This window comes from Paenibacillus sp. FSL P4-0081 (genome assembly GCF_000758565.1).
GTDB classification, from domain to species: domain Bacteria; phylum Bacillota; class Bacilli; order Paenibacillales; family Paenibacillaceae; genus Paenibacillus_AQ; species Paenibacillus_AQ phytohabitans.
This window is the reverse complement of record NZ_CP009280.1, coordinates 5,266,239-5,287,294: the sequence shown is the minus strand read 5'-3', so window position 1 is coordinate 5,287,294 and position 21,056 is coordinate 5,266,239. Positions and strand designations below refer to the sequence as shown.

General features: G+C 52.3%; 24 protein-coding genes and 1 pseudogene. 24 read left to right on the top strand and 1 reads right to left on the bottom strand.

The window, feature by feature from the left end; all coding sequences use genetic code 11:
• Positions 1-127 precede the first annotated feature (127 nt).
• The 21 genes and pseudogenes from trpE (at position 128) to P40081_RS22610 (ending at position 17,862) form a co-directional block, all read left to right on the top strand.
• Positions 128-1,684, top strand: coding sequence for an anthranilate synthase component I (trpE, locus tag P40081_RS22705; protein WP_042138620.1), 1,557 nt, complete (start codon positions 128-130; stop codon positions 1,682-1,684).
• Positions 1,685-1,817: 133 nt separating this feature from the next.
• Positions 1,818-2,858, top strand: coding sequence for an anthranilate phosphoribosyltransferase (trpD, locus tag P40081_RS22700; protein ID WP_042138619.1), 1,041 nt, complete (start codon positions 1,818-1,820; stop codon positions 2,856-2,858).
• Positions 2,848-3,678: an indole-3-glycerol phosphate synthase TrpC gene (trpC, locus tag P40081_RS22695; protein ID WP_042138618.1), complete on the top strand. Its 831-nt coding sequence runs from the start codon at positions 2,848-2,850 to the stop codon at positions 3,676-3,678. Before trpD ends, trpC begins: the two co-directional genes overlap by 11 nt.
• Positions 3,671-4,351 carry a phosphoribosylanthranilate isomerase gene (locus P40081_RS22690; RefSeq protein ID WP_042138617.1) on the top strand — a complete coding sequence of 227 codons (681 nt, stop codon included), beginning with the start codon at positions 3,671-3,673 and terminating at the stop codon, positions 4,349-4,351. Before trpC ends, P40081_RS22690 begins: the two co-directional genes overlap by 8 nt.
• On the top strand, positions 4,348-5,544 hold the full coding sequence (gene trpB, locus P40081_RS22685) for a tryptophan synthase subunit beta (RefSeq protein ID WP_039301842.1): 1,197 nt from the start codon (positions 4,348-4,350) through the stop codon (positions 5,542-5,544). Before P40081_RS22690 ends, trpB begins: the two co-directional genes overlap by 4 nt.
• Positions 5,544-6,365 (top strand): tryptophan synthase subunit alpha, encoded by an 822-nt coding sequence (gene trpA / locus P40081_RS22680; RefSeq protein ID WP_039301845.1) that lies wholly within the window; start codon positions 5,544-5,546, stop codon positions 6,363-6,365. The genes trpB and trpA overlap by 1 nt, the downstream gene beginning before the upstream one ends.
• A gap of 56 nt (positions 6,366-6,421) precedes the next feature.
• A complete protein-coding gene (gene hisC / locus P40081_RS22675) occupies positions 6,422-7,519 on the top strand; it encodes a histidinol-phosphate transaminase (RefSeq protein ID WP_042138616.1) in 1,098 nt (365 codons plus the stop codon).
• Between the two features lie 57 nt (positions 7,520-7,576).
• Positions 7,577-8,671 (top strand): prephenate dehydrogenase, encoded by a 1,095-nt coding sequence (locus P40081_RS22670; RefSeq protein ID WP_039301851.1) that lies wholly within the window; start codon positions 7,577-7,579, stop codon positions 8,669-8,671.
• 636 nt (positions 8,672-9,307) lie between these two features.
• Positions 9,308-9,895, top strand: coding sequence for an RNA polymerase sigma factor (locus tag P40081_RS22665; protein ID WP_039309865.1), 588 nt, complete (start codon positions 9,308-9,310; stop codon positions 9,893-9,895).
• Between the two features lie 5 nt (positions 9,896-9,900).
• A pseudogene (locus P40081_RS40105) lies at positions 9,901-9,996 on the top strand (anti-sigma factor family protein); the annotation flags it as partial.
• Positions 9,997-10,047: 51 nt separating this feature from the next.
• Positions 10,048-10,491 (top strand): hypothetical protein, encoded by a 444-nt coding sequence (locus P40081_RS22660; protein ID WP_052421947.1) that lies wholly within the window; start codon positions 10,048-10,050, stop codon positions 10,489-10,491.
• Between the two features lie 157 nt (positions 10,492-10,648).
• Entirely contained in the window at positions 10,649-11,236 is a 588-nt protein-coding gene (locus P40081_RS22655) for a histidine phosphatase family protein (RefSeq protein ID WP_042138614.1), read from the top strand.
• 90 nt (positions 11,237-11,326) lie between these two features.
• Complete coding sequence (locus P40081_RS22650) at positions 11,327-12,415, top strand: hypothetical protein (RefSeq protein WP_042138613.1); 1,089 nt, start codon at positions 11,327-11,329, stop codon at positions 12,413-12,415.
• Between the two features lie 11 nt (positions 12,416-12,426).
• Positions 12,427-12,933 (top strand): gamma carbonic anhydrase family protein, encoded by a 507-nt coding sequence (locus tag P40081_RS22645; RefSeq protein ID WP_042138612.1) that lies wholly within the window; start codon positions 12,427-12,429, stop codon positions 12,931-12,933.
• An 18-nt stretch (positions 12,934-12,951) separates the two neighbouring features.
• Positions 12,952-13,131 carry an IDEAL domain-containing protein gene (locus P40081_RS22640; RefSeq protein ID WP_039309877.1) on the top strand — a complete coding sequence of 60 codons (180 nt, stop codon included), beginning with the start codon at positions 12,952-12,954 and terminating at the stop codon, positions 13,129-13,131.
• Between the two features lie 80 nt (positions 13,132-13,211).
• Positions 13,212-13,637 (top strand): DUF2487 family protein, encoded by a 426-nt coding sequence (locus P40081_RS22635; RefSeq protein ID WP_042138611.1) that lies wholly within the window; start codon positions 13,212-13,214, stop codon positions 13,635-13,637.
• A gap of 221 nt (positions 13,638-13,858) precedes the next feature.
• On the top strand, positions 13,859-14,413 hold the full coding sequence (locus P40081_RS22630) for a Rieske (2Fe-2S) protein (RefSeq protein WP_042138610.1): 555 nt from the start codon (positions 13,859-13,861) through the stop codon (positions 14,411-14,413).
• Between the two features lie 5 nt (positions 14,414-14,418).
• A complete protein-coding gene (gene qcrB, locus P40081_RS22625) occupies positions 14,419-15,090 on the top strand; it encodes a menaquinol-cytochrome c reductase cytochrome b subunit (protein ID WP_020427667.1) in 672 nt (223 codons plus the stop codon).
• Between the two features lie 98 nt (positions 15,091-15,188).
• Positions 15,189-16,064 carry a menaquinol-cytochrome c reductase cytochrome b/c subunit gene (locus P40081_RS22620; RefSeq protein ID WP_042138609.1) on the top strand — a complete coding sequence of 292 codons (876 nt, stop codon included), beginning with the start codon at positions 15,189-15,191 and terminating at the stop codon, positions 16,062-16,064.
• A 189-nt stretch (positions 16,065-16,253) separates the two neighbouring features.
• Complete coding sequence (locus tag P40081_RS22615; protein ID WP_042138608.1) at positions 16,254-16,901, top strand: DUF1405 domain-containing protein; 648 nt, start codon at positions 16,254-16,256, stop codon at positions 16,899-16,901.
• A gap of 55 nt (positions 16,902-16,956) precedes the next feature.
• Complete coding sequence (locus P40081_RS22610; RefSeq protein ID WP_052421946.1) at positions 16,957-17,862, top strand: sporulation protein YpjB; 906 nt, start codon at positions 16,957-16,959, stop codon at positions 17,860-17,862.
• Positions 17,863-18,260: 398 nt separating this feature from the next.
• Here the strand turns inward: P40081_RS22610 and P40081_RS22605 are convergent, their stop codons facing one another.
• Complete coding sequence (locus tag P40081_RS22605) at positions 18,261-19,133, bottom strand: YitT family protein (RefSeq protein ID WP_042138607.1); 873 nt, start codon at positions 19,131-19,133, stop codon at positions 18,261-18,263.
• A 167-nt stretch (positions 19,134-19,300) separates the two neighbouring features.
• Between P40081_RS22605 and P40081_RS22600 the strand changes: the two genes are divergently transcribed.
• Genes P40081_RS22600 through dapB form a run of 3 tightly spaced genes read left to right on the top strand, consistent with a single transcriptional unit; the run spans position 19,301 to position 21,048 of the window.
• Positions 19,301-19,630, top strand: a complete 330-nt coding sequence (locus P40081_RS22600) for a nucleotide pyrophosphohydrolase (RefSeq protein ID WP_039309889.1) — start codon at positions 19,301-19,303, stop codon at positions 19,628-19,630.
• Between the two features lie 59 nt (positions 19,631-19,689).
• Positions 19,690-20,211 (top strand): tetratricopeptide repeat protein, encoded by a 522-nt coding sequence (locus P40081_RS22595; RefSeq protein WP_042138606.1) that lies wholly within the window; start codon positions 19,690-19,692, stop codon positions 20,209-20,211.
• 33 nt (positions 20,212-20,244) lie between these two features.
• The gene (gene dapB / locus P40081_RS22590) at positions 20,245-21,048 is read left to right on the top strand and encodes a 4-hydroxy-tetrahydrodipicolinate reductase (protein ID WP_042138605.1); all 804 of its coding nucleotides are present in this window, start codon (positions 20,245-20,247) and stop codon (positions 21,046-21,048) included.
• Positions 21,049-21,056 lie beyond the last annotated feature (8 nt).

The following is a 21,056-nucleotide window of genomic DNA, read 5'->3' as shown; positions in this document are numbered from 1 at the left end:
CTGTACTCGATTTGGTTTTTGCCGGTCCCAGGCGCTTATTCACATACTTGCTAACACAAACCTCTACTCCGGTAGAGGTTTTTCTGTATTTCGGACATTACCTATAGAATCCCAGGAGGTTAGCCAAGTGACGAATCCGAGCATTGAAGAAGTAGTGTCGCTGTCGCGGAAGTATAATCTGATCCCGGTAGTGAAAAGGCTGCTGGCCGATATGGAAACACCCATCCGCTTGTTCCAGCGTTTTGCGGAGCAGGATCGTGCATTCCTGCTGGAGAGTGTAGAGGGCGGCAGTCAATGGGCACGTTATTCCTTTATCGGCAGTGATCCGTTCCTGATGATTTCAGGCAAAAAAGGCCTGATTCACGTTGAAGTGGGCGGTGAAAAAAAACAGCTGCCCGGCAAACCTGTCGAGGAGCTTAAGGCGCTGCTGCGCTCCTACCGCAGTCCCAAGCTGGACGGGATGCCGCCGTTTACGGGCGGTGCTATCGGATTCTTCGGGTATGATCTGCTGCAGTATTACGAGAAGCTGTCCGCGCATGCCGTAGATGATCTGAATATGGATGATATCCGCTTCATGTTCTGTGACCGCATCATCGTCTTCGATCATGTGAAGCAGCAGATTCTGCTGGTAGGCAATCTGCACATCAAGGATGGCAATACCGATTCCGAGATTCGCGCAGGTTACGAGGAACTAAGCCGCCGCCTGGAGAATATGGCTGAAGAGCTGCAAAAGGAAGGACCGAAGGAGAACGTCAACCGCCGCAGCATCCCTCAGGACATTGAGCTGGGTGAGATTCACTCCAACCTGACCAAGGAACAATACATCAGCAACGTGGAGCAGGCCAAAGAGTACATCCGCGCCGGTGATATCTTCCAGGTGGTGCTGTCCCAGCGGCTGCATATAGAAACCGAGGTGTCTCCACTGCATGTGTACCGGATGCTGCGGACGCTGAACCCTTCACCTTATATGTATTATCTGAAAATGGACGAAGAGATCATTGTAGGCACTTCACCGGAAGCGCTGGTTAAGGTGGATAGCAGCGGAAGGGTTGAGACCCGCCCGATTGCCGGAACCCGGCCGCGCGGGGAGACCGAGGCGCAGGACCGCCAGCTCGCCGCTGAACTGCTGGAGGATGAGAAGGAACGCGCAGAGCATCTGATGCTAGTGGATCTGGGCCGTAATGACCTGGGCCGTGTGTCGAAGTTCGGCACGGTGAAATGCGACTCGTTCATGGAGATCGAGAAATACTCGCATGTGATGCATATCGTCTCGAACGTGTCCGGGACGCTGGCCGACGATAAAGATTTCTTCGATGCCTTCCTCTCCTGCCTCCCGGCAGGGACTGTATCGGGGGCACCGAAGCTGCGGGCGATGGAGATCATTGCCGAACTGGAAAAGGAAGCACGCGGTGCTTATGCCGGCGCCATCGGTTATCTCGGCTTCTCCGGGAATATGGATTCCTGCATAACCATTCGCACAATTATTTTTCGCAAAGGCCGGGCTTATGTGCAGGCTGGAGCGGGAATTGTCTGGGACTCGGTTCCGGAGAAGGAATATGAAGAGACTCTCAACAAGGCCAAGGGCATGCTGAAGGCGATCCGGATGGCCGAAGCCATGTTCCCCGCGGAGGTTAAGGAGAAGCAGGTTATCAATCAGGACTATATGTACGAATATACCCCGTGAGCCGGGGATAAGCAGAGATGAGCTAAGACGAGCAGAGAATGCTCCATACTATTTTTGGCGTATGCTTCCGGAGCCGGTTTGTAAGAAGCTGATTCAGGAAGTCCGCCTACAAAACTCTTAGGAGGGAATCAATATGGAAGCAAGCCAGTTAATACAATCAGGAATTGCCGGATTAATCGAAGGAAAGGATCTTACCCGCACCCAGGCACGGGAGGTAATGGGGATTATTATGGAGGGGGCGGCAACACATGCGCAGATCGGAGCACTGCTCACGGCGCTGCGTATCAAGGGTGAAACAGTAGAGGAAATCACCGGGTTCGCGGAAGCGATGCGCGGTTTCGGGACTCCGGTACTTACGGAACGTAGCCAGCTGCTCGATACCTGCGGCACCGGAGGCTCCGGTATCCATAAATTTAATATCTCCACCGCCTCGGCAATCATCTCCTCAGCCGCCTCTGTAAGAGTTGCGAAGCACGGCAACCGTTCGGCTTCCGGCAGAGCGGGCAGCGCCGATGTACTGGAGGCTCTCGGCGTCAATATTCATCTGAATGCGGAGCAGGCCCGGCAATGTCTGGACAGCATAGGGATCTGCTTCCTGTTCGCACAAATCTACCATCCGTCAATGAAGCATGCTGCTGCTCCCCGCCGTGAGCTGGGTGTGCGTACTGTATTCAATATGCTTGGCCCGCTGACGAATCCGGCAGGAGCTGACCGGCAGCTCATGGGCATCTATGACCGCAACAAAACGGAGACTGTGGCCAAAGTACTGGGCGAGCTGGGCTCCAAGCGGGCAATGATTGTCAGCAGTCTGGACGGTCTGGATGAAATCAGCATTTCGGCTCCGACCCAGGTCTCCGAGCTGAGAAATGGTGTGGTCACAACCTACGAGGTTACACCGCAGGAGCTCGGGCTGAGCCAGCATCCGCTGGAGGATGTGCTCGGAGGTGATGCGGCCGAGAATGCGGCAATTATCACTACAGTGCTGGAAGGACAAATCAATCCATACCGTGATATCGTATTAGCGAATGCAGGGGCATGCATCTATGTTGCCGGTCTTGCAGATACACTGCGGGAAGGCGTAGACCGGGCAAGAGAGGTAGTGGATTCAGGAGCAGCACTGCGCAAGCTGGAACAGTTAAAAGCCATGACGAAGGAGCTTGATTATGTATCTTGACCGTATTGTTGCCACCAAAGTGAAAGAGGTTGAGGCGTTAAATAAGACATTTTCATTGGAAGAGGCTGAACGGGCTATCGCTGCTCTGCCTGCAACGAGAGGGTTCCGCGCTGCGCTGACCGGACGGCGGAACCGGGACATGGGGCTGATCGCCGAGGTGAAGAAGGCTTCGCCTTCCAAAGGCCTGATCCGTGCCGATTTTGATCCGGTTGCGATTGCTAAAGGCTATGCAGCAGGAGGCGCGGACTGCCTGTCTGTGCTTACGGACCGGGAATATTTTCAGGGCAGCGGATCGTATCTGCAGCAGGTAAGGGAAGCGGTGGAGCTTCCTCTGCTGCGCAAAGACTTCATCATTGATGAGAAGCAGATCTACGAAGCGCGCCTGCTGGGAGCAGATGCTATTCTGCTCATTGCCGCTATTCTGACATCTGAACAGCTGAGCGCATTCACCGATACCGCTGCAGCGCTTGGCCTGGATATCCTGATTGAAGTGCATGACCGTGCTGAACTGGAAATGGTGCTGGCCACAGGCAAGGCTGTTCATCCCGGCGTGCTGCTTGGCATCAACAACCGGAATCTGAAGACCTTTGAGACCGCGCTTTCTGCCACAGCTGAGCTTGCGGCACTGCTTCCGGAGGGACTGCCGGTCATCAGTGAGAGCGGGATTACCGGTCCGGAGGACATCGCATTCTTAAGCAAGACCCGGGCTACCGGCGTGCTGGTAGGAGAATATCTGATGCGCCAGCCGGATGTAGAGCAGGCAGTGAATCAGTTGCTCGGACCGCTTCCTGCAGGGAAGGACCGTGCGCTGCATGGCTGATACACTCGTAAAAATCTGTGGACTTCAGGACGTTGAAGTGCTAAAATCTATGAAGAGTTTGCCTCTGGATTATATCGGATTGGTATTTGCCCCGAGCCGCCGCAGAGTGACTGCTGAAGCTGCTGCCGAGCTTGTTGCAGAGCTGAAGGAGTGGGAGACTGGGACAGCACCCCGCGTTGCGGGAGTCTTCGTCGATCCGCAGCTTACAGAGCTGACAGAGCTGCTCAGAACAGTACCGCTGGACGTCGTGCAGCTGCATGGGCAAGAGAGCCCGCTGTTCTGCAGCGGGGTCAAGCAGGCTTTTCCGCAGATTCAAGTATGGAAGGCACTTTCTGTAGCAGGCCATGACCCTGAAGCAGGAATAGACATTCGTGCTCTCCTGGAGAGCTACGCCGGCACAATCGATGCGCTGCTCCTGGATACCTATGATCCGCAGGGCAGCGGAGGCTCCGGACGTACGTTTGACTGGGAACAGATTCCGCTCTACCAGCAAGCGGCTGCGGACTATGCGCTGCCTTTATTTATAGCCGGAGGACTGAATCCGGACAACGTGAATGAGCTGCTGGACGGCTACGCTCCATATGGCGTGGATGTATCCAGCGGAGTGGAGAGTAACGGCCTTAAGGATATCGCAAAAATGACAGCTTTCGTGGAAAGGGTGAAGCAATCATGATACAAGTACCGGACAAGAACGGACGTTTTGGTTCTTTTGGAGGCCGCTTCGTTCCTGAAACCTTGATGAATGCACTGATTGAGCTGGAGGAGGCCTACCGTAAATTCTCGGCAGACCCGGCTTTTCAGGAGGAAATAGATTACCTGCTTAAGCAATATTCCGGACGCGAGACCCCGCTGTATTATGCGGAGCGGCTAAGCAAGCATCTGGGAGAAGCCAAGATCTATCTGAAGCGTGAGGACCTGAATCATACAGGTGCGCACAAGATCAACAACGCTATCGGACAAGGCATTCTGGCCAAAATGATGGGTAAAACCAAGGTGATTGCCGAAACAGGAGCCGGCCAGCACGGCGTGGCTACCGCTACAGTTGCAGCCTTGCTTGGTATGGAATGCAAGGTATTCATGGGCGAAGAGGATACCCGCCGCCAGGCACTGAACGTCTTCCGTATGAAGCTGCTTGGTGCAGAGGTGATTCCTGTAACCTCCGGGTCAAGAACCCTGAAGGACGCCGGTAATGAGGCACTGCGCTACTGGGTGAGCAACGTTGAGGATACCTTCTATATTCTTGGCTCTGCGGTAGGCCCGCATCCCTATCCGATGATGGTCCGTAATTTCCAGCGGATTATCGGGGATGAGACCCGCCGCCAGATTCTGGAGGCTGAAGGACGCTTGCCGGATCTGCTGGTTGCCGCGGTAGGCGGAGGCAGTAATGCCATCGGCATGTTCTATCCTTTTATGGAGGATGAGCAGGTTGGTATGATTGGTGTTGAAGCTGCCGGTAAGGGAATTGATACTCCGTTCCATGCAGCAACTATGAGTAAGGGGAGTCATGGCGTCTTCCAGGGATCGCTCAGCTACCTGCTGCAGGATGAGCACGGACAGGTGACCGAAGCCCATTCCATATCGGCCGGACTGGATTATCCAGGTGTCGGCCCCGAGCACTCCTATCTCAAGGATATTCACCGCGCACAGTATGTGCCGGTTACGGATGACGAGGCGCTGGATGCGCTGAAGCTGCTCTGTCAGACAGAAGGCATCATCCCTGCCCTCGAATCTGCCCATGCGATTGCCCATGTGGTGAAGCTCGGCAAGACACTGACCAAGGATGATATTGTAGTCATCTGCCTGTCCGGACGCGGCGACAAAGACGTGGAATCGATCATGGCGTATACGGAAGGGGCGGGGAAATAATGACTACCGAAACTACAAACCGGATGGATCTGACCTTCAAAAAGCTGCGGGCAGAGGGCCGGGCAGCCCTGATTCCTTTTCTTACCGTAGGCGATCCTGATCTTGAGACTACGCTGGATATTATCGCTGAGCTGGAGGCGGCCGGTGCGGACATTCTGGAGCTCGGAGTTCCCTATTCCGACCCGTTAGCCGACGGTCCGGTCATTCAGCGGGCTTCCTCCAGAGCCCTGCGCAGCAACATTCATCTCCGCACCTGCATGGAGACAGCCCTTAAGGCACGTCAGGCCGGCAGCCAGCTGCCCTTCATCCTGTTCACCTACTATAATCCGGTGATGCAGATGGGACTGGATACCTTCTTCGCCGAGCTGGATGCCCATGAAATCAGCGGGCTGATTATTCCCGATCTGCCTGTTGAAGAGTCGGAGGACATGCGTGAGCGCAGCCGTGCAGCCGGAGTGAATCTGATTCCGCTGGTAGCCCCGACTTCCAGTGAGCGGATTGCACGGATTGTTTCCGGCGCCAGCGGGTTCGTCTACTGCGTATCTTCGCTTGGTGTAACCGGAGAACGTTCTACCTTTCATACCGGGGTGGATGACTTCATTCAGTCCGTCCGCCGCTCTACAGACCTGCCGATCGCTGTAGGATTCGGGATTTCCACTGGAGAACAGGTGTCCCGGTTTGCGAAGATTTGCGATGGTGTAGTCGTCGGCAGTGCCATTGTCCGCAAGGTGGAGGATGTTATTCCTCTGCTGGCCCAGCCGGAGACAAGAAGTGCCGGACTGTTGCAAATTCGTGAATTTGTGGCACAATTAAGACCATAACGGTCTGCATACTGACCTGATACTAGCCAATTACTTCTAGAGAGCGAGGATGGGCCATGAACCCGAAACCTAATATCGTCGACCTCCCTGTCTACAAGCCGGGGAAACCGATCGAAGAAGTCAAGAAGGAACTGGGCTTAAGCGATGTTATTAAGCTGGCATCCAACGAGAACCCTTACGGGGCAGCACCAAGCGCAAAAGCCGCTATTGTAGCGGAACTGGATAATCTGTATTTATACCCGGACGGTTCCGCTGCCGAGCTGACTGCAGCATTGGCCAGGCATCTGGGAGTAGCAAGTGACAACATTATTTTCGGCTGCGGGTCTGACGAGATTATTGCTCTGATCGCGCGTGCATTTTTCCTGCCCGGTGACGAGACCATAATGGCGGACCAGACCTTCTCCGTCTATAAGAGCAACGCTGATATAGAAGGTGCTGTATCTATTGAAGTGCCCTTGAAGAATGGTACCCATGATCTGGATGCCATGCTGGCGAAGATTACGGACCGTACCAAGGCAATCTGGATCTGCAATCCGAACAATCCGACCGGAACCATTGTGCCGGAGGATGCCCTGATTACTTTCCTGGATGCAGTTCCGGCTGGAGTTATGGTTATACTGGATGAGGCATATTTCGAATACGTGACCGATCTGAGTTACTCTGACGGGATTAAACTTCTGGATACTTATCCCAATCTCGTTGTACTCCGCACGTTCTCCAAGATCTACGGTCTTGCAGCACTCCGCATCGGTTACGGCGTGGCCAGCCCGCAGATTATCTCCTTGATCAATAAAGTGCGGGAACCGTTCAATACCACCCGCTTAGCCCAGGTAGGGGCGCTGGCTGCATTGGCTGATCAGCAATATGTCCAGCAGTGCCGGTCGCTTAACAGTGCGGGTATTGTCCAGCTGCAGGCTGAATTCCAGCGCCTAGGCCTTGAGTCCTTCCCGGCACACGGCAATTTCATCATGGTGGATGTGCGCAAGCCGGCCTTTGAGGTCTTCGATGCCCTGCTGCGGCAAGGTATTATCGTGAGAGCAGGCCACCACCGCTACCCTACCTACATCCGGGTTACTGTCGGCTCTGCCGAGCAGAATACGGCCTTCATCGCTGCTTTGGAGAAGGCGCTTGAAGAACAGGGAGTACGCGCATAACCTATATCAGAAGAAGCAGGATTGACGATATCACAGAAGGCAGGTAGTTCTAAGAACATGACGACAAAAATAGCAATTTTCGGTGTCGGTCTGATCGGCGGCTCACTGGCCCTTTGCTTCAAAGGCAAGGAGGGCCTGACCGTAGTAGGGCATGCCCACCGTCCTGAATCAGCAATCAAATATGTCAGCAGAGGTGTAGTCGACGAGGCTACCCTATCGCTTGAAGAAGCGGCGCTTGGCGCCGATTATATTTTTCTGTGTGTGCCTGTTGGCATGATAGAGGATTATCTTCAGCAGCTAAGCCGCCTGCCGCTGAAGCCGGGCTGTATTATCACCGACGTCGGCAGCACCAAGGCCAGCATAGCCGCCTGCGCAGTTTCCCTTGACCTTCCCGGTGTGCATTTCATCGGCGGCCATCCCATGGCCGGCTCGGAACGCTCGGGTGTAGAGGCAGCCTCCTCCTTGCTGTTCGAGAATGCCTATTACGTGCTGACGCCTCCGCCCGGAGTTCCGGAGGAAGCTTATCATGCACTGGAATCCTTGCTTCTACATACCAGAGCGCATATTGTCCGGCTTGACCCGGAGCGCCATGATGAGATTGTCGGAGCGATCAGCCACCTGCCGCATATTATTGCGGTGGCGCTGGTCAATCAGATTCATGCTTACCATGATTCAGACTCTTTGTACAGCACACTTGCGGCAGGCGGCTTCCGGGATATTACGCGGATTGCCTCAAGTGATCCGATCATCTGGCGCGATATCCTGCTGAATAACCGCTCGGTTATGCTGCGTCTGCTCAAAGACTGGAATGACGAGGTTTCTTCATTCATTCATTTGCTGGAGCAGGGCGATGGTGCGGGGATCGAGTCGGCCTTCCATGAGGCGAATGAATTCCGCAGCCAGCTGCCTGAACGCCGCAAAGGAATGATTGTCCCGTTGTTCGACCTTCATATTGATGTTCCCGATCATCCCGGGATTATCGGACGCATCACCACAGAGCTTGGCGACCAGGGCATCAACCTTAGCAACGTGCAGATTATTGAGAGCCGGGAGGATGTACCCGGGATCATGCGCCTGTCGTTCCGCCAGGAGCATGATATGGAGCGGGCTAAGGTTGTATTGCAGCAGAATGATTATACGGTATATGTATAGCGAAGAGCCGGGGCATGATGCCCCGGCTTTTTCTTTATCTAAGAATTTATTTGCTCTGCATGATTACTAGTCCTTCTATTTTTCGCTGAAACGCACTGTGCAGCCATCAGCCTGTAAAATACCCAATTGTTCGTAAAAATGGACAAAAAAAAGACCGCTTACATAATAAGCGGTTACAGTTCACAATGAATTGGAACCGTGCAGTGTTTGGATAGGAGTGGAGAGAAACCATACTGTACTTTTATTATATGTATACGGTTACATTCTGTCAACCCCTTTATCAAACTTAAATAATACCGCTTTCAATATTCGACTTCCCGCTGAATCTAAAAGTCTATTAATGTCATCCTGTTAGAATGTATGCTATACTGGGTTAAGTATGTTTATAGATTTCTTCCAAGTATAGGGAGCCATATGCCTATCTGAACAGTAATAGAAATTTGTAAAGATGCGAATTTCTTTCTGTATTTACATACAGTATGCCTTAATTAACGGCTGGTTGAATATACATAGGAAGTATTTCATTTAATCGTGCAAATTTGTAGCAATGCCGCAACTTTTTCTTACCTGACCGGTATAAATAGATACGGACCGGACGGGATTACACGTGCAAGGGCGAGGAGGGCCGAACTCACCATGACGGATTCCCAGTTGATCCAGCTTATTAAGCAAGGAGATACAGAATTATACTCGGAATTGATGCGACGTTATCAACGCAAGATACTGGCGTTCGTGTATCACATGCTTAAGAATTCCCATATGGAGCTGATTGCAGAAGACCTCTGTTCTGAGACCTTCTACAAGGCTTTCCGGAGTCTTCATTCGTTCCGTGAAGTGGATGCTTCTTTTTCTACATGGCTGTACACTATCGCCCGTAATACGGTGCTTAGTGAGCTGCGCAAGAACCGTGCCGGAAATGTATCGCTTGAAGAGAGCGGTTATACTCCTGTGGCACCGCTTGACGTTGCCCCGGAACAGGCGGCATTACGTAAGGAACGGATGAATCTGGTCCGTGAAGCAATTAACAATCTCCCGGAGAAGCAGCGTTCTGCGCTCATTCTGCGTGAATATGATCAGATGGATTATCAGGAAATTGCAGTGATTCTGGATCAGAGTGTCAGCTCCGTGAAATCACTATTGTTCCGCGCCAGGAGCAGTGTGAAGCTTCAGCTCGAATCCTATTTCTATGAGCCTGAATTTGATGAGCAGGCTGAGAGGGTGTAAGGCCAATGAATTGCAGGGAAGCGCAGGATTCCATTCCGCTCTTGTGGGACGCTCCCCCCACGGATCCCAGACGGATAAGGCTGGAGAAACATATCGCGACTTGTTCCTATTGCAGTGCCGAATGGGCGTTGTGGCAGGAGACAAGTGAGCTTATGCAGGACTCAAGATTTGAAGTCAGTGATGAACGCGCAGATGCGATTAACCTCAAGGTTATGGAGCGGATCTATCTGGAAAGCCCCTGGCTTATGCCCGGAGACGGTAAATCTGCGGGCAGCTCCGCTGTTTTCCGCCGCCGTCTGAGCCTATGGATCGCCTGTTTTCTGGCTGTGTTCATCTCCAGCTTTTTATATTTCACCATGTTCAAAACACCCTCGAATACTACTGCGGCCCAGAGCGGGATTGTAGAAACAGGTGTGGCAGGACTGACACTGGATTGGTCATCTTCTTATCCGGTCGAGTCAGAGGGCGGTATTATTGAACCGCTTGTAGCCAATATGGGCCCTTCCCACCCGCAATACTGGATGGTGTTGTCGACGCTTGGCGTCGGGTTGTCTATATTCCTGTTGGTACGCCTGAACCGTTACCGCAGACAATGAAAGCCCCTTTACTTAAATAGTGAAGAGGGCTTTTTCGTATCCGGATATGAGCTTTAAGTGAGGAATAGACCTGTAATTTTGTTAAAAAAGAAGACATTTGTTTTCATTCGTGTTACATTATTAAGCAAACATAAATGGAAGGGAAAGGTGATAGGCAATGCTGATCGGCTTAATACGCCATGGGCTGACGGATTGGAACGCGGAAGGTAAGATTCAGGGACAAAGTGACATTCCGCTTAACGACGAAGGCCGCAGGCAGGCTGAGATGCTGGGTGACCGGCTTCTGCAGGAGCCCTACCACTGGGACTATTGCATTACGAGCAGTCTTTCCCGCGCAGCTGAGACAGGAAGGATCGTTGCCGCTAAGCTTGGAATTCCTTTACTGGAACCGGATCATCGAATCCGCGAGCGCGCTTATGGCCAGGTAGAAGGCATGACGGCTGCAGCCCGCGAAGCTAAATGGGGCAAGGATTGGAATCAGTTAACACTGGGGCAGGAGAGCGATGCGGCGCTTCAGGTCCGCGGGCTTGCTTTTCTTGAGGATCTCTCAGCCCGTTATCCGGATCAGAATGTACTGGTCATCTCCCATGGAGGGTTTCTTGCACAGCTGTATACCGCGCTATACAAAGACAAGTATTCAGAACGGCTCGGCAACCTCTCCCTGACGATTTTGGAGAAAAATGAGCAGGAATGGAATCCGTTATTGTACAACTGTACCCTTCATATCTTGCAGAATCAGCGTTAACCCGACCCTTCGGGTTATTTTTTTTGCGTAATAAGGAATAAAAAGGGCTGTATTTCCCATAATGGTAGTAAAACGGTGAGGCGATAAAAGATGAATCTGGCGGATATGCTCACTTACGCAGACATTGGTCAGCTTACCGCCATTGCGGGACGCTATGAATGTGAGTGCAAACGGAATTCCAAACATGATTTGATTCAGAGTATTCTCATTACCTTGGGCAGCCGTGAGTTTATGGAGTCTCATATCCGGGGGTGTACCCCGGAGGAACTGCGGTTCCTGAACACTTTGCTTTTTGATGAGCGCAGCCATTTCAGTCTGGAAGATCTTCTTGCCGCCGCAAGGCAGGCATGTTTTGACACACCCTCCGGTAAAAGCGGCAGCTACCGCGATATGGTCAGCAGGTTCAAAAACGGCGGCTGGCTCTTTACCGGTGCATCGCAGCAGAGCAGGTATCTGTTTCAGGTCCCGCTGGATCTGAAGAACCGCTTCCGCGACAGGATGGGGGAGCACCTGAAGGAAGGGATTACTCCAAGTCCTGAACCGGCAATGTACCGGGGCGAGGGTGATCTGCTGGCGGGCGATCTGCTGCTCTTCCTGCGCTATGTGAAGGAGAACGAGCCTGAACTTGGCCAGGAGGGGGCACTGTATAAACGCAATCAGCAGGGAGTGATGAATGCCTTGCAAATTGCTGAGCCCCTGCTGGGCAAAGGCGGGTGGAGATTCGGCTACGGCAGGGCCTGTGAGCATTATCCGCCGAGATTTGCCCTGCTGTATGATTATGCCCGCCACCGCCGCTGGATCTCGGAGGAGGGCTACCGTCTGAAGCTCACAGCCTTAGGGGAGCAATTCCTGGAGGAAGGGAAATCGGAAAAGCTGATGCAGTTATTCTCCTTTTGGTTAAGACTGTATAAAGGCGCAATTCCAAACCTGCCGTCGCTAGTCTATTGGATTAGTCTTAGTGCAGGCAGATGGGTTACAGTGGCTTCGCTATCCGAAGGGCTGGGCTGGCTGATTAAGCCGTTCTATTATGATGACGCCGGCGCCATACTCGAACAGCGTATTCTGCGGATGATGCTGCATCTGGGCATGATCAGACTCGGAGAAGGTGCCGAAGGACCGGTGGTCATGATGACGCCCTGGGGAAGTGAAGCGGCCGTACCGAAGCTGCTGCTCAAGTAAGGGGGAGAGAGATGCGGATTGCTTATGGGAGTTACATACCGCAGCTTGATGAATCAGTCTATGTGGCGGAAGGCGCTAAGCTCGTTGGCGATGTAAGGATGGGGAAACAATCCAGTATCTGGTTCAATGCCGTGCTTAGAGGAGATTTGGCTCCGGTGATAATCGGAGAGCGCTGCAATATCCAAGATGGTACGGTGGGTCATGTGGCTGAGGGTGTACCGCTAATTCTGGGTGATGATATATCGGTTGGCCATTCCGCGATTATCCACGGCTGCCGGATAGGCAAAGGCACATTAATCGGAATGGGAGCAATTGTATTGAACGGAGCAGAGATTGGTGAATATGCTTTAATAGGAGCCGGCTCCATTGTAACCGAAAAGAAAATCATTCCCCCGTACACGCTCTCCTTAGGCACCCCGGCCAAAGTGATCCGTGAGTTGACCGAACAGGATCTGCTGAGGATGGCACGCACCAGTGAAAGCTATGTGAAGAAGGCATTGGAATACGGAAACTCTTAAACAGCGGAGGTGTATCGAATGGACAAAATGAAGGCTACTTATGAAGTGATGCTGGGGCTTGCTGCAGAAATGGTTTGGGATGAAGCGTTAAGAAAGCGTCGTACCGACATCTTGTACCGGAAGATTGACACGGCGCTGGCTGCCGGAGATGAGGCGGCTTTCCGGAATCTGACTGAAGAACTGAAAAGTTTGGCATAGGGAAATGCGCCTGGCGCATTTCTTTTTTTACAATTATGATGTTCTAAATGCTGCATGAGCGGCAAGAAGGGGGCCAACCGATGAAATTCAGTGATTTTGACCGCGAGACTTGGGAAGCGGATGGACATTTCTACGATACCTGTGTAATCCCGTATACAGGACTTCAAGGGACGGAGACACCTCCCGAGACCGTTGCAGCGCTGGAGCGTCAGCGTGATTTTCTCGAGTTAGTCGAGAAGCCTTTTCAAGGGCGTGTGGTGACTTATCCGGCGGTACAATATGCAGGAGCAGAAAGTATAGCTTTACTTAATGCCCTTTGCCAAAAAGTCAAATCCATTGGTTTCCAGTATGTCATCGTGTCATCCGCGAATGAAGTGCTTTTAACAGAAGAGGTTTATGAAAGCGATTTACTCCTTTGCCAGCCTGAAATGAAGAGGAATTCCGATACTCCGGTGAGCTCCCGTATACGGGATGAAATCCAGAGATTATGGTTAAATGGAAAATGAGTTAAATGTGACGAAAAATCAACAATTATTCTGAAATCAGCCACAAATGCCTGTCACAATTTAGACAATATTCTTGACGGGTTTTGGAGCCTAAGCTATGATTAGGGTGAACTTATATGTCATGTGATTTTTTTCATTGAAAACGAATTAATTACCAGAATTGTCTTTGAACGGACTCTGCAGGTGCCTTCTCAAATTTTGAAAAGGGGGTTACACACAGTATGAGCAGCCTTAATGAAGAACAGGAACCGCTTCCGCAAGAACAGCCCCAACGGAAGGATATATCGCGTAGACAGTTTTTGGCCTATACACTAGGCGGTGCCACCGCTTTTATGGGAGCCGGAGCCATTCTGCCGATGATTCGTTTTGCCGTAGACCCGATATTACATAAAAAAGGCGAAGGAGACTTTATCAAGGTAGCGGAAACGTCCAAGATTACCGATGTGCCCCAGGAGTTCACCTTTGAACTGCCGCAGCAGGACGGATGGTATGCCAGTACAGCAATGCTGACGGCGTGGATCCGTAAAGATGAGAGCGGAGAAATTTATGCGCTTTCACCGGTCTGCAAGCACCTTGGCTGTACGGTAGGCTGGAACAATGATAAGGCTTTTCCGGATGAATACCACTGTCCTTGCCACGGAGCGCGTTATACGAAACTGGGCAAGAATCTGGCGGTAGCCCCGAAGCCGCTTGACCAGTACACCACCAAGATTGACGGCGGCTGGGTGTATCTGGGCGACATCGTTCCAAATACTGAAGCTAAGAAGGAGGCGTGAATCCAATGTTTAAAAATGTCTATAACTGGATTGACGAACGTCTGGATATTACGCCGATCTGGAGAGATGTTGCCGACCACGAGGTTCCCGAGCATGTCAATCCGGCCCATCACTTCTCAGCCTTTGTCTATTGCTTCGGCGGACTTACCTTTTTCATAACCGTCATTCAGATTCTGTCAGGCATGTTCCTGACGATGTATTATGTACCCGATATCATAAATGCCTATGCCAGCGTGGAGTACCTTCAGACCAAAGTCGCCTTCGGCCAGATTGTCCGCGGGATGCATCACTGGGGAGCGAGTCTGGTCATTGTCATGATGTTCCTTCATACGATGCGTGTGTTCTTCACCGGCTCCTATAAAGCTCCGCGCGAGATGAACTGGGTCGTCGGGATGCTGATCTTCTTCGTTATGCTGGGGCTGGGATTAACCGGCTACCTGCTCCCTTGGGATAACAAGGCGTACTTCGCAACCAAGGTTACCCTGGAGATCGCGAACTCTGTTCCGGTTATGGGGCCGGTGCTGAAGGAACTGATGCAGGGCGGTACGATTGTTGGCGCCGAGACGCTGACCCGCTTCTTCGCCCTCCATGTATTCTTCCTCCCGGCGGTCCTGCTTATACTGCTTGTCGGACACTTCATTATGATCCGCAGACAAGGAATTTCCGGCCCATTGTAATTGAGGCTCACCAAAACTTAAGAGTATGCTTCCGAAGCGGGTTTTGTAAGAAGCGGTTCGAGAAGCAAAGACTCACAAAACTTTTAGGAGGAACGGTCATGGCGCATAAAGACGACTCCAAAGAGAAGGTGGTATTCGTAGGGGATTCCCGGGTCCGCAGGGGCAACGGGTTCATTACTCCGCCTGACTATTCGGCCTATCCGGGCAAGTCTGAAGCTTTTATACCTAACTTTCTGCTTAAGGAATGGATGGTTGGCGTAGTGGTGCTGGTGGGTATTCTGGTTCTGACGATATCGGAGCCGGCTCCGCTCGGATTTCCCGCGAATGCCACAGCGACGGTAATTCCTATCCCGGACTGGTACTTTCTGTTTCTCTATCAGTATCTCAAGCTGCCCTATGCATCGGGAGATTATATCGTGCTGGGAACGCTTGGCGTGACCGGTGTGGCGTTTGGATCTCTGCTTCTGGCCCCTTTTCTGGATACGGGCCGTGAGCGCCGGTTCTACCGCAGACCGATTGCTTCCTCACTTATGTTCCTGTCCCTGGCGGCCATTGTGTACCTGACCAATACCGCCTGGACGGAATACAAGCACGAAATGGCGGAGACGGGACAGATTCCGGAGGATGTGCAGCGTGAGGAGAAAGCGGCCGAGAACAGGGCGGCTGGCTTGCCTACCACAACTGTCGTTCAAACGAAGGACATTGCCATTGTGGACAAGGATGATCCGGCGATGGCACTCTATAAGCAAGCCAGCTGTGTATCCTGCCATGCGGTAGATATGAAGGGCACCGGAGGGCCGCCTTCCCTGCGCGGGGTCGGGGATAAGCATGATAAGGCAGCGATTCTTACTATTATTAAAGAAGGCAAAGGACAAATGCCTCCGATGTACGAGACCGCTATGGGAGCGGGGCTGTCCGAACAGGATATTGATGATCTGGCCGGCTGGCTTGCCAAACAAAAAAGCGAACAGTAAAATAAAATTAACGCAAACCTGATCGTGCATGCGGTCAGGTTTTTGCTTGAATATAAGAAAGTATATGTTTTACGGTATACTTTATCCTTATATTCCTCGCCGATACGGAGTCCGTCCTATAAAGGACAGCAGGGCCGTATCTACTTGTTTTAGCATTGAAGCTGCTACAGTCGGGAGGAAGTTGTCTATATGCCGGTTCATTGGTTTGACAGATTATTCAGGGACAGAAGGATCATCTGGCTGTTGTTCATCGTGAATCTTCTGGGTACGGTTTACGGATACATGTGGTATGGCAATCAGCTTGCGTTCACGGCTGAGAATTATCCTGTCTGGCTCTTGCCCTTTGTTCCGGACAGTCCTACGGCCAGCCTGTTCTTTACAATTGCATTATTGCTGCTGCTCTACCCGCCGAAGGGGCTTACGGGAACCTTGGTTCGTCAGCTGATCGAGGCGCTGGCCGTAGTCACATCGGTGAAATACGGCATCTGGGCGGTCAGCATGATTGTGGCCGGCGGTTATCAGGGCGATACGGTCAACTGGAAAGACTGGATGCTGATGATTTCTCATACCGGAATGGCGGTTGAAGCACTGATCTATGCCCGCTACTTCTCCTTCCGCAGAATGCTGCCCGTTGCGCTGTTATGGACTTTCGCGAATGATATGGTGGATTATTCTGAAGGCGTATTTCCGTGGCTGCCATCAGTGCTGGATGATGATGTCAGTGCCGTACAGTATTTCACCATGGGCCTTACCTTGTTCAGCACAGCTGCCGCGTGGTTATTCGGCGGCAGGACAAGGCGTACTGCACTTCCGGGCAAACCTGCTGAGAGGCACTGACAGGCTGTTCTAACTCTTGTCCTTCCGCCATACATTAAGGTGGGAGGGATGTCTCATGCCGCGCAGGAGAAGGTTCATACTGTCAGGGATTGTGTTGTGCTGGCTGCTGGCTGGCATGAATGGAGGTAGGGTTCTGGCCGGAGCGGAAGCGGCGGCGGCTGGTGCCAATTCTGGAACTGAAGCATACATAGAGGCAACAGGATTCACCGTCAGTGATCCCGCTGCCCTCACCGGCAGAAGCGGGGCGCAGCGGCTGGAGCAGGCAGCCGAAGCCCTATATGCTTATGTGCTTGAAGGTGATGTGGTCAAGGCTAGGCAGGAGAGTGAGGAAATCTCGCAGATTTTTATCTCCTCTTCCTTCGAAGGGTTGACATCGGTAGAGGGAATCCATGCGCTCTCTACAGTGATTATGGACATGAAGTCTGCAGTGGCTGCTGTAGAGGCTTCTCCCCAGCGGTGGGAAGCTGCCGCAGCCAGGCTCCGGCTCGCCGCGAACAGTCTGAATCACCCCCGACAGCCCATGTGGCTACAGTATTACAAGCTGGTCCGCGAGGATCTGAATAATATGGAGCAAGGCGCTGCCGCTAATGATCTGAAGAGCTGGAAGGCCGCTCTGGCCAGACTGCAGAGCCGGTACGATAATATCCGGCCTGCGGTGATCATCTCCCGGCCGCCCGAGGCTGTCAATACGTTTGATTCCTGGATCTCGTATGCCCAGGGGATCGCCACCTCAGCGCAGCCGGTGGAACGGGCCCGGCTGCTGGAGATTGTGTCTTACGGGCAGGATGCAGCCCGGGTCATGTTCGGCAAAGAGCGCGATGAGCCGGCCTTGTCGCTGCCGCTCGCCCCGCAGCAGTACGGGGCCTGGGGGCTGCTGGCAGGCGCGTTCATCCTTACCGTGCTGGCCTACGCCGCTTACCGCAAGTACCGGGGCCAGAACGGCGATTGGAAGGCTGTATAGCCGGGAGGGTGGCATTCGCTGAAGCTGGTGTTCTTTCCCTCAGGTGTATGAATCCTCAATACTCACAAAAGCTCCCTTCCCGCTGAGGCGGATGAAGGGAGCTTTTTGAGTACATTTGAAACTGCAACTAACGAAGTAAGTACAATGTTGCTGACGGAACCTGAATTCCTCAGGTTTGCACAGTGTAAACAAAAATGTTGTACATATTACAACTTGAATATCAATATACCAGTGTATTCGGGAAGATTGTTGTATGGAATACAAGAATTCCACTGCTTATCCGCCTGGAGAAGGCGGATTGTTGCCTTTTATACAACAATTTCGGATTATGGTCAAGATTATAAGGGGAATGTTGTACTATGTACAGGATTTCATGTTAACAGCTTCCCCTCAGCTAATCAGGTCTCCCGGAAGCCCTCACCGTGCACATCATGAACGTCGCTGATAATGACGAAGGCCTTAGGGTCAACAGACTTGACCAGCAGGCTGAGCCGGCGGATTTCCTGTCTGGAAACAACGCAGTACACCATATGTTTGGCCTGTTTGGAATAGGCTCCGATCGCCGGGATCAATGTGACGCCGCGTTCCATCTCTGCGGTAATCAGCTCGGCAATCTGCGGAGCATCATCACTGATGATGGTGAACGCTTTGGCGGCATAAGCCCCCTCTTGAATGAAATCAATGACACGTGAAGCAATGAAGACGGCGACCAGGGTGTACAATATTTTTTCACGGGGGATATAGAGCAGGGAAGCGCCAATAATGATCACATCAACTGCCAGGATAATCTGTCCCATACTCCAGCCGAACTTGCGTCCGAGAATCCGCGCTACAATATCTACCCCGCCGGTGGTGCCGCCGAAACGGAAGACGATCCCCAGTCCCAGCCCCAGTGTTACCCCGGCATATAATGAAGCAAGAATAAAATCATGCTCCGTACTGAACGTTACAATCCAGCCTGCATTAATCATTCGTTCGAACAGCCAGAGGAAAAACGACAGGGCGCCGATACCGACGCCTGTGTAGACGATCTGATTCGCCCCCAGCACCTTCCAGCCAAGCAGGAAGAGCGGGAGATTCAGCAGCAGTGTGGTCAAAAAGATCGGTATGCTAAAGGCGTAGTTGAGCAGGATGGTAATCCCGGTGACTCCGCCTTCCATCAGCTGATTGGGTACAATGAAGTACAGAAGTCCGAAGGCGTAGATTGCAGCTCCCAGCATGATGGGGGCAATGGTTTTGCTGATGGTGCTGAATTTAATTGACGATTTCATATAATCCCTCGCGTATGCCTCTAATGGGCAGTTTATAGGTAGTTATTCTCACGGATACAGCCGCAAATCCACAAAGACTTTTAAAAAAGATTTGTCTTCAAAACGTCTTTACGATAACATAGGGGCAAACAGAAGGCAAGAACATACGGGGGGTGAAACAACAATTTATGGATAAAAGTCTTAGTGACATTCAGCGTGAGGTTGATCAGTATATCTCACAGTTTAAAGAAGGCTATTTCAGCCCGCTGTCCATGCTGGCCCGGATGTCCGAGGAAGTCGGAGAGCTGGCGCGGGAGGTAAACCATCAGTTTGGCGAGAAACCGAAAAAAGCGGATGAAGCCGATAACTCGATCGAGCTGGAGCTGGGCGACATTCTCTTCATTACCGTTTGTTTCGCCAATTCACTGGGCATAGACCTTACTGAAGCCCATAACAAGGTTATGCACAAGTTCAATACCCGCGATGCCGGGCGCTGGACACTCAAAAACACCGATTAGGCCTTTACTACATATGCTGTACCAAACGAACGGGATTTAGCCGTGAGGATGGTGAGGATATGAATCATAACGACTATGTAAAAGCGGCATACCGCTCTATTCTGCGCAGTGACTTCGCTGAGGCCATCACTCTGTTCGAAGCGGCCATTGCGGCAAGTCCGGATGATGCTGAGGTAAGGTACCGCTGCTCCATCACCTATGCCCGCAGCGGAATGCTGGAGAAGGCGCTTGAACACGCTGTAGCCGCACGCAAACTGGATGGTTCCAAACCGGAATATGATCTGCACCTTCAGCATTTGCAGGCGCTGCAGCTCGTGCAGGAAGCGAAACGGCTGCTGGAGGATGAGGCGGCGGTGCCGGTGAATCCATACCATCCGGTTACCTTGCTGAAAGAAGCGGTATCGCTGGACCCCTTATATGGGGATGCTTATGTATGGCTGGCTATTGCACACAGCCGGATGAACGAGCATCTGCAGGCGATAGCTGTACTGAAAGAAGTGATGTCGCTGCACCCGGATGATACCGGTCTGCGTCAGCTGATGAAGGATCTGCAGAAATCGCTGCAAAAATATATACAATAATATCAGAGCCAGGGAAAGCGGGGAGGAATTAATTTGAGCGACAAGATCAGGGTTATTGTCTCCGGAGCCGGAGGAAGAATGGGCAAAGAAGTTGTGAAGCTGGTACTGCAGGATGATGAACTGGAGCTGGCAGCCGCTGTCGACCGCTCTGCGGGCGACAGCGATGCCGGCCGGATGGTTGGCCTTGAGGATAGTGGTGTTCGGGTTACTTCGGACCTGGAGGCAGCTCTTGCAGGAGCTGCTGCAGATGTGCTGGTGGACTTTACCATTCCGCAGTCAGCCTACAGCAATACTGCCCTGGCCATCAAATATGGCGTTCGTCCGGTGATCGGGACTACCGGATTTACGCCTGAACAGATCGCCGAGCTGGACAAGCAATGCCAGGATCAGGAGATCGGCGGACTCATTGCACCGAACTTCTCCATCGGAGCCATTCTTCTAATGAAATTTGCGGCCCAGGCTGCCAAATATTTCCCGCACCTGGAGATAATCGAGTATCATGGAGACCAGAAGCTGGATGCGCCATCAGGAACAGCCATTAAAACGGCAGAGATGATCTCTGAGGCACGGCAGGAGCTTCGCCAGGGACACCCGGGGGAAGAAGAGATTATTGAGGGATCGCGCGGCGGTTACTACAACGGGTTCCGGATTCATAGCGTACGTCTTCCCGGGGTTTTTGCCCAGGAGGAAGTGGTATTCGGCGGGTTTGGACAGTCGCTTAAGATCCGCCATGATTCATACGAGCGTGCCGGGTATATGCCGGGAGTCAAGATGGGAATCCAGAAGGTGATGGGGTATACCGGTTTGATTTACGGATTTGAGCATTTTATAGAATAGACGGGGGA

Coding starts and splice junctions, on each gene's coding strand:
- trpD (WP_042138619.1), top strand. CDS start 1,818: ATGGAAGCAAGCCAGTTAATACAATCAGGAATTGCCGGATTAATCGAA.
- trpC (WP_042138618.1), top strand. CDS start 2,848: ATGTATCTTGACCGTATTGTTGCCACCAAAGTGAAAGAGGTTGAGGCG.
- P40081_RS22690 (WP_042138617.1), top strand. CDS start 3,671: ATGGCTGATACACTCGTAAAAATCTGTGGACTTCAGGACGTTGAAGTG.
- trpB (WP_039301842.1), top strand. CDS start 4,348: ATGATACAAGTACCGGACAAGAACGGACGTTTTGGTTCTTTTGGAGGC.
- trpA (WP_039301845.1), top strand. CDS start 5,544: ATGACTACCGAAACTACAAACCGGATGGATCTGACCTTCAAAAAGCTG.
- hisC (WP_042138616.1), top strand. CDS start 6,422: ATGAACCCGAAACCTAATATCGTCGACCTCCCTGTCTACAAGCCGGGG.
- P40081_RS22670 (WP_039301851.1), top strand. CDS start 7,577: ATGACGACAAAAATAGCAATTTTCGGTGTCGGTCTGATCGGCGGCTCA.
- P40081_RS22665 (WP_039309865.1), top strand. CDS start 9,308: ATGACGGATTCCCAGTTGATCCAGCTTATTAAGCAAGGAGATACAGAA.
- P40081_RS22660 (WP_052421947.1), top strand. CDS start 10,048: ATGCAGGACTCAAGATTTGAAGTCAGTGATGAACGCGCAGATGCGATT.
- P40081_RS22655 (WP_042138614.1), top strand. CDS start 10,649: ATGCTGATCGGCTTAATACGCCATGGGCTGACGGATTGGAACGCGGAA.
- P40081_RS22650 (WP_042138613.1), top strand. CDS start 11,327: ATGAATCTGGCGGATATGCTCACTTACGCAGACATTGGTCAGCTTACC.
- P40081_RS22645 (WP_042138612.1), top strand. CDS start 12,427: ATGCGGATTGCTTATGGGAGTTACATACCGCAGCTTGATGAATCAGTC.
- P40081_RS22640 (WP_039309877.1), top strand. CDS start 12,952: ATGGACAAAATGAAGGCTACTTATGAAGTGATGCTGGGGCTTGCTGCA.
- P40081_RS22635 (WP_042138611.1), top strand. CDS start 13,212: ATGAAATTCAGTGATTTTGACCGCGAGACTTGGGAAGCGGATGGACAT.
- P40081_RS22630 (WP_042138610.1), top strand. CDS start 13,859: ATGAGCAGCCTTAATGAAGAACAGGAACCGCTTCCGCAAGAACAGCCC.
- qcrB (WP_020427667.1), top strand. CDS start 14,419: ATGTTTAAAAATGTCTATAACTGGATTGACGAACGTCTGGATATTACG.
- P40081_RS22620 (WP_042138609.1), top strand. CDS start 15,189: ATGGCGCATAAAGACGACTCCAAAGAGAAGGTGGTATTCGTAGGGGAT.
- P40081_RS22615 (WP_042138608.1), top strand. CDS start 16,254: ATGCCGGTTCATTGGTTTGACAGATTATTCAGGGACAGAAGGATCATC.
- P40081_RS22610 (WP_052421946.1), top strand. CDS start 16,957: ATGCCGCGCAGGAGAAGGTTCATACTGTCAGGGATTGTGTTGTGCTGG.
- P40081_RS22605 (WP_042138607.1), bottom strand. CDS start 19,133: ATGAAATCGTCAATTAAATTCAGCACCATCAGCAAAACCATTGCCCCC.
- P40081_RS22600 (WP_039309889.1), top strand. CDS start 19,301: ATGGATAAAAGTCTTAGTGACATTCAGCGTGAGGTTGATCAGTATATC.
- P40081_RS22595 (WP_042138606.1), top strand. CDS start 19,690: ATGAATCATAACGACTATGTAAAAGCGGCATACCGCTCTATTCTGCGC.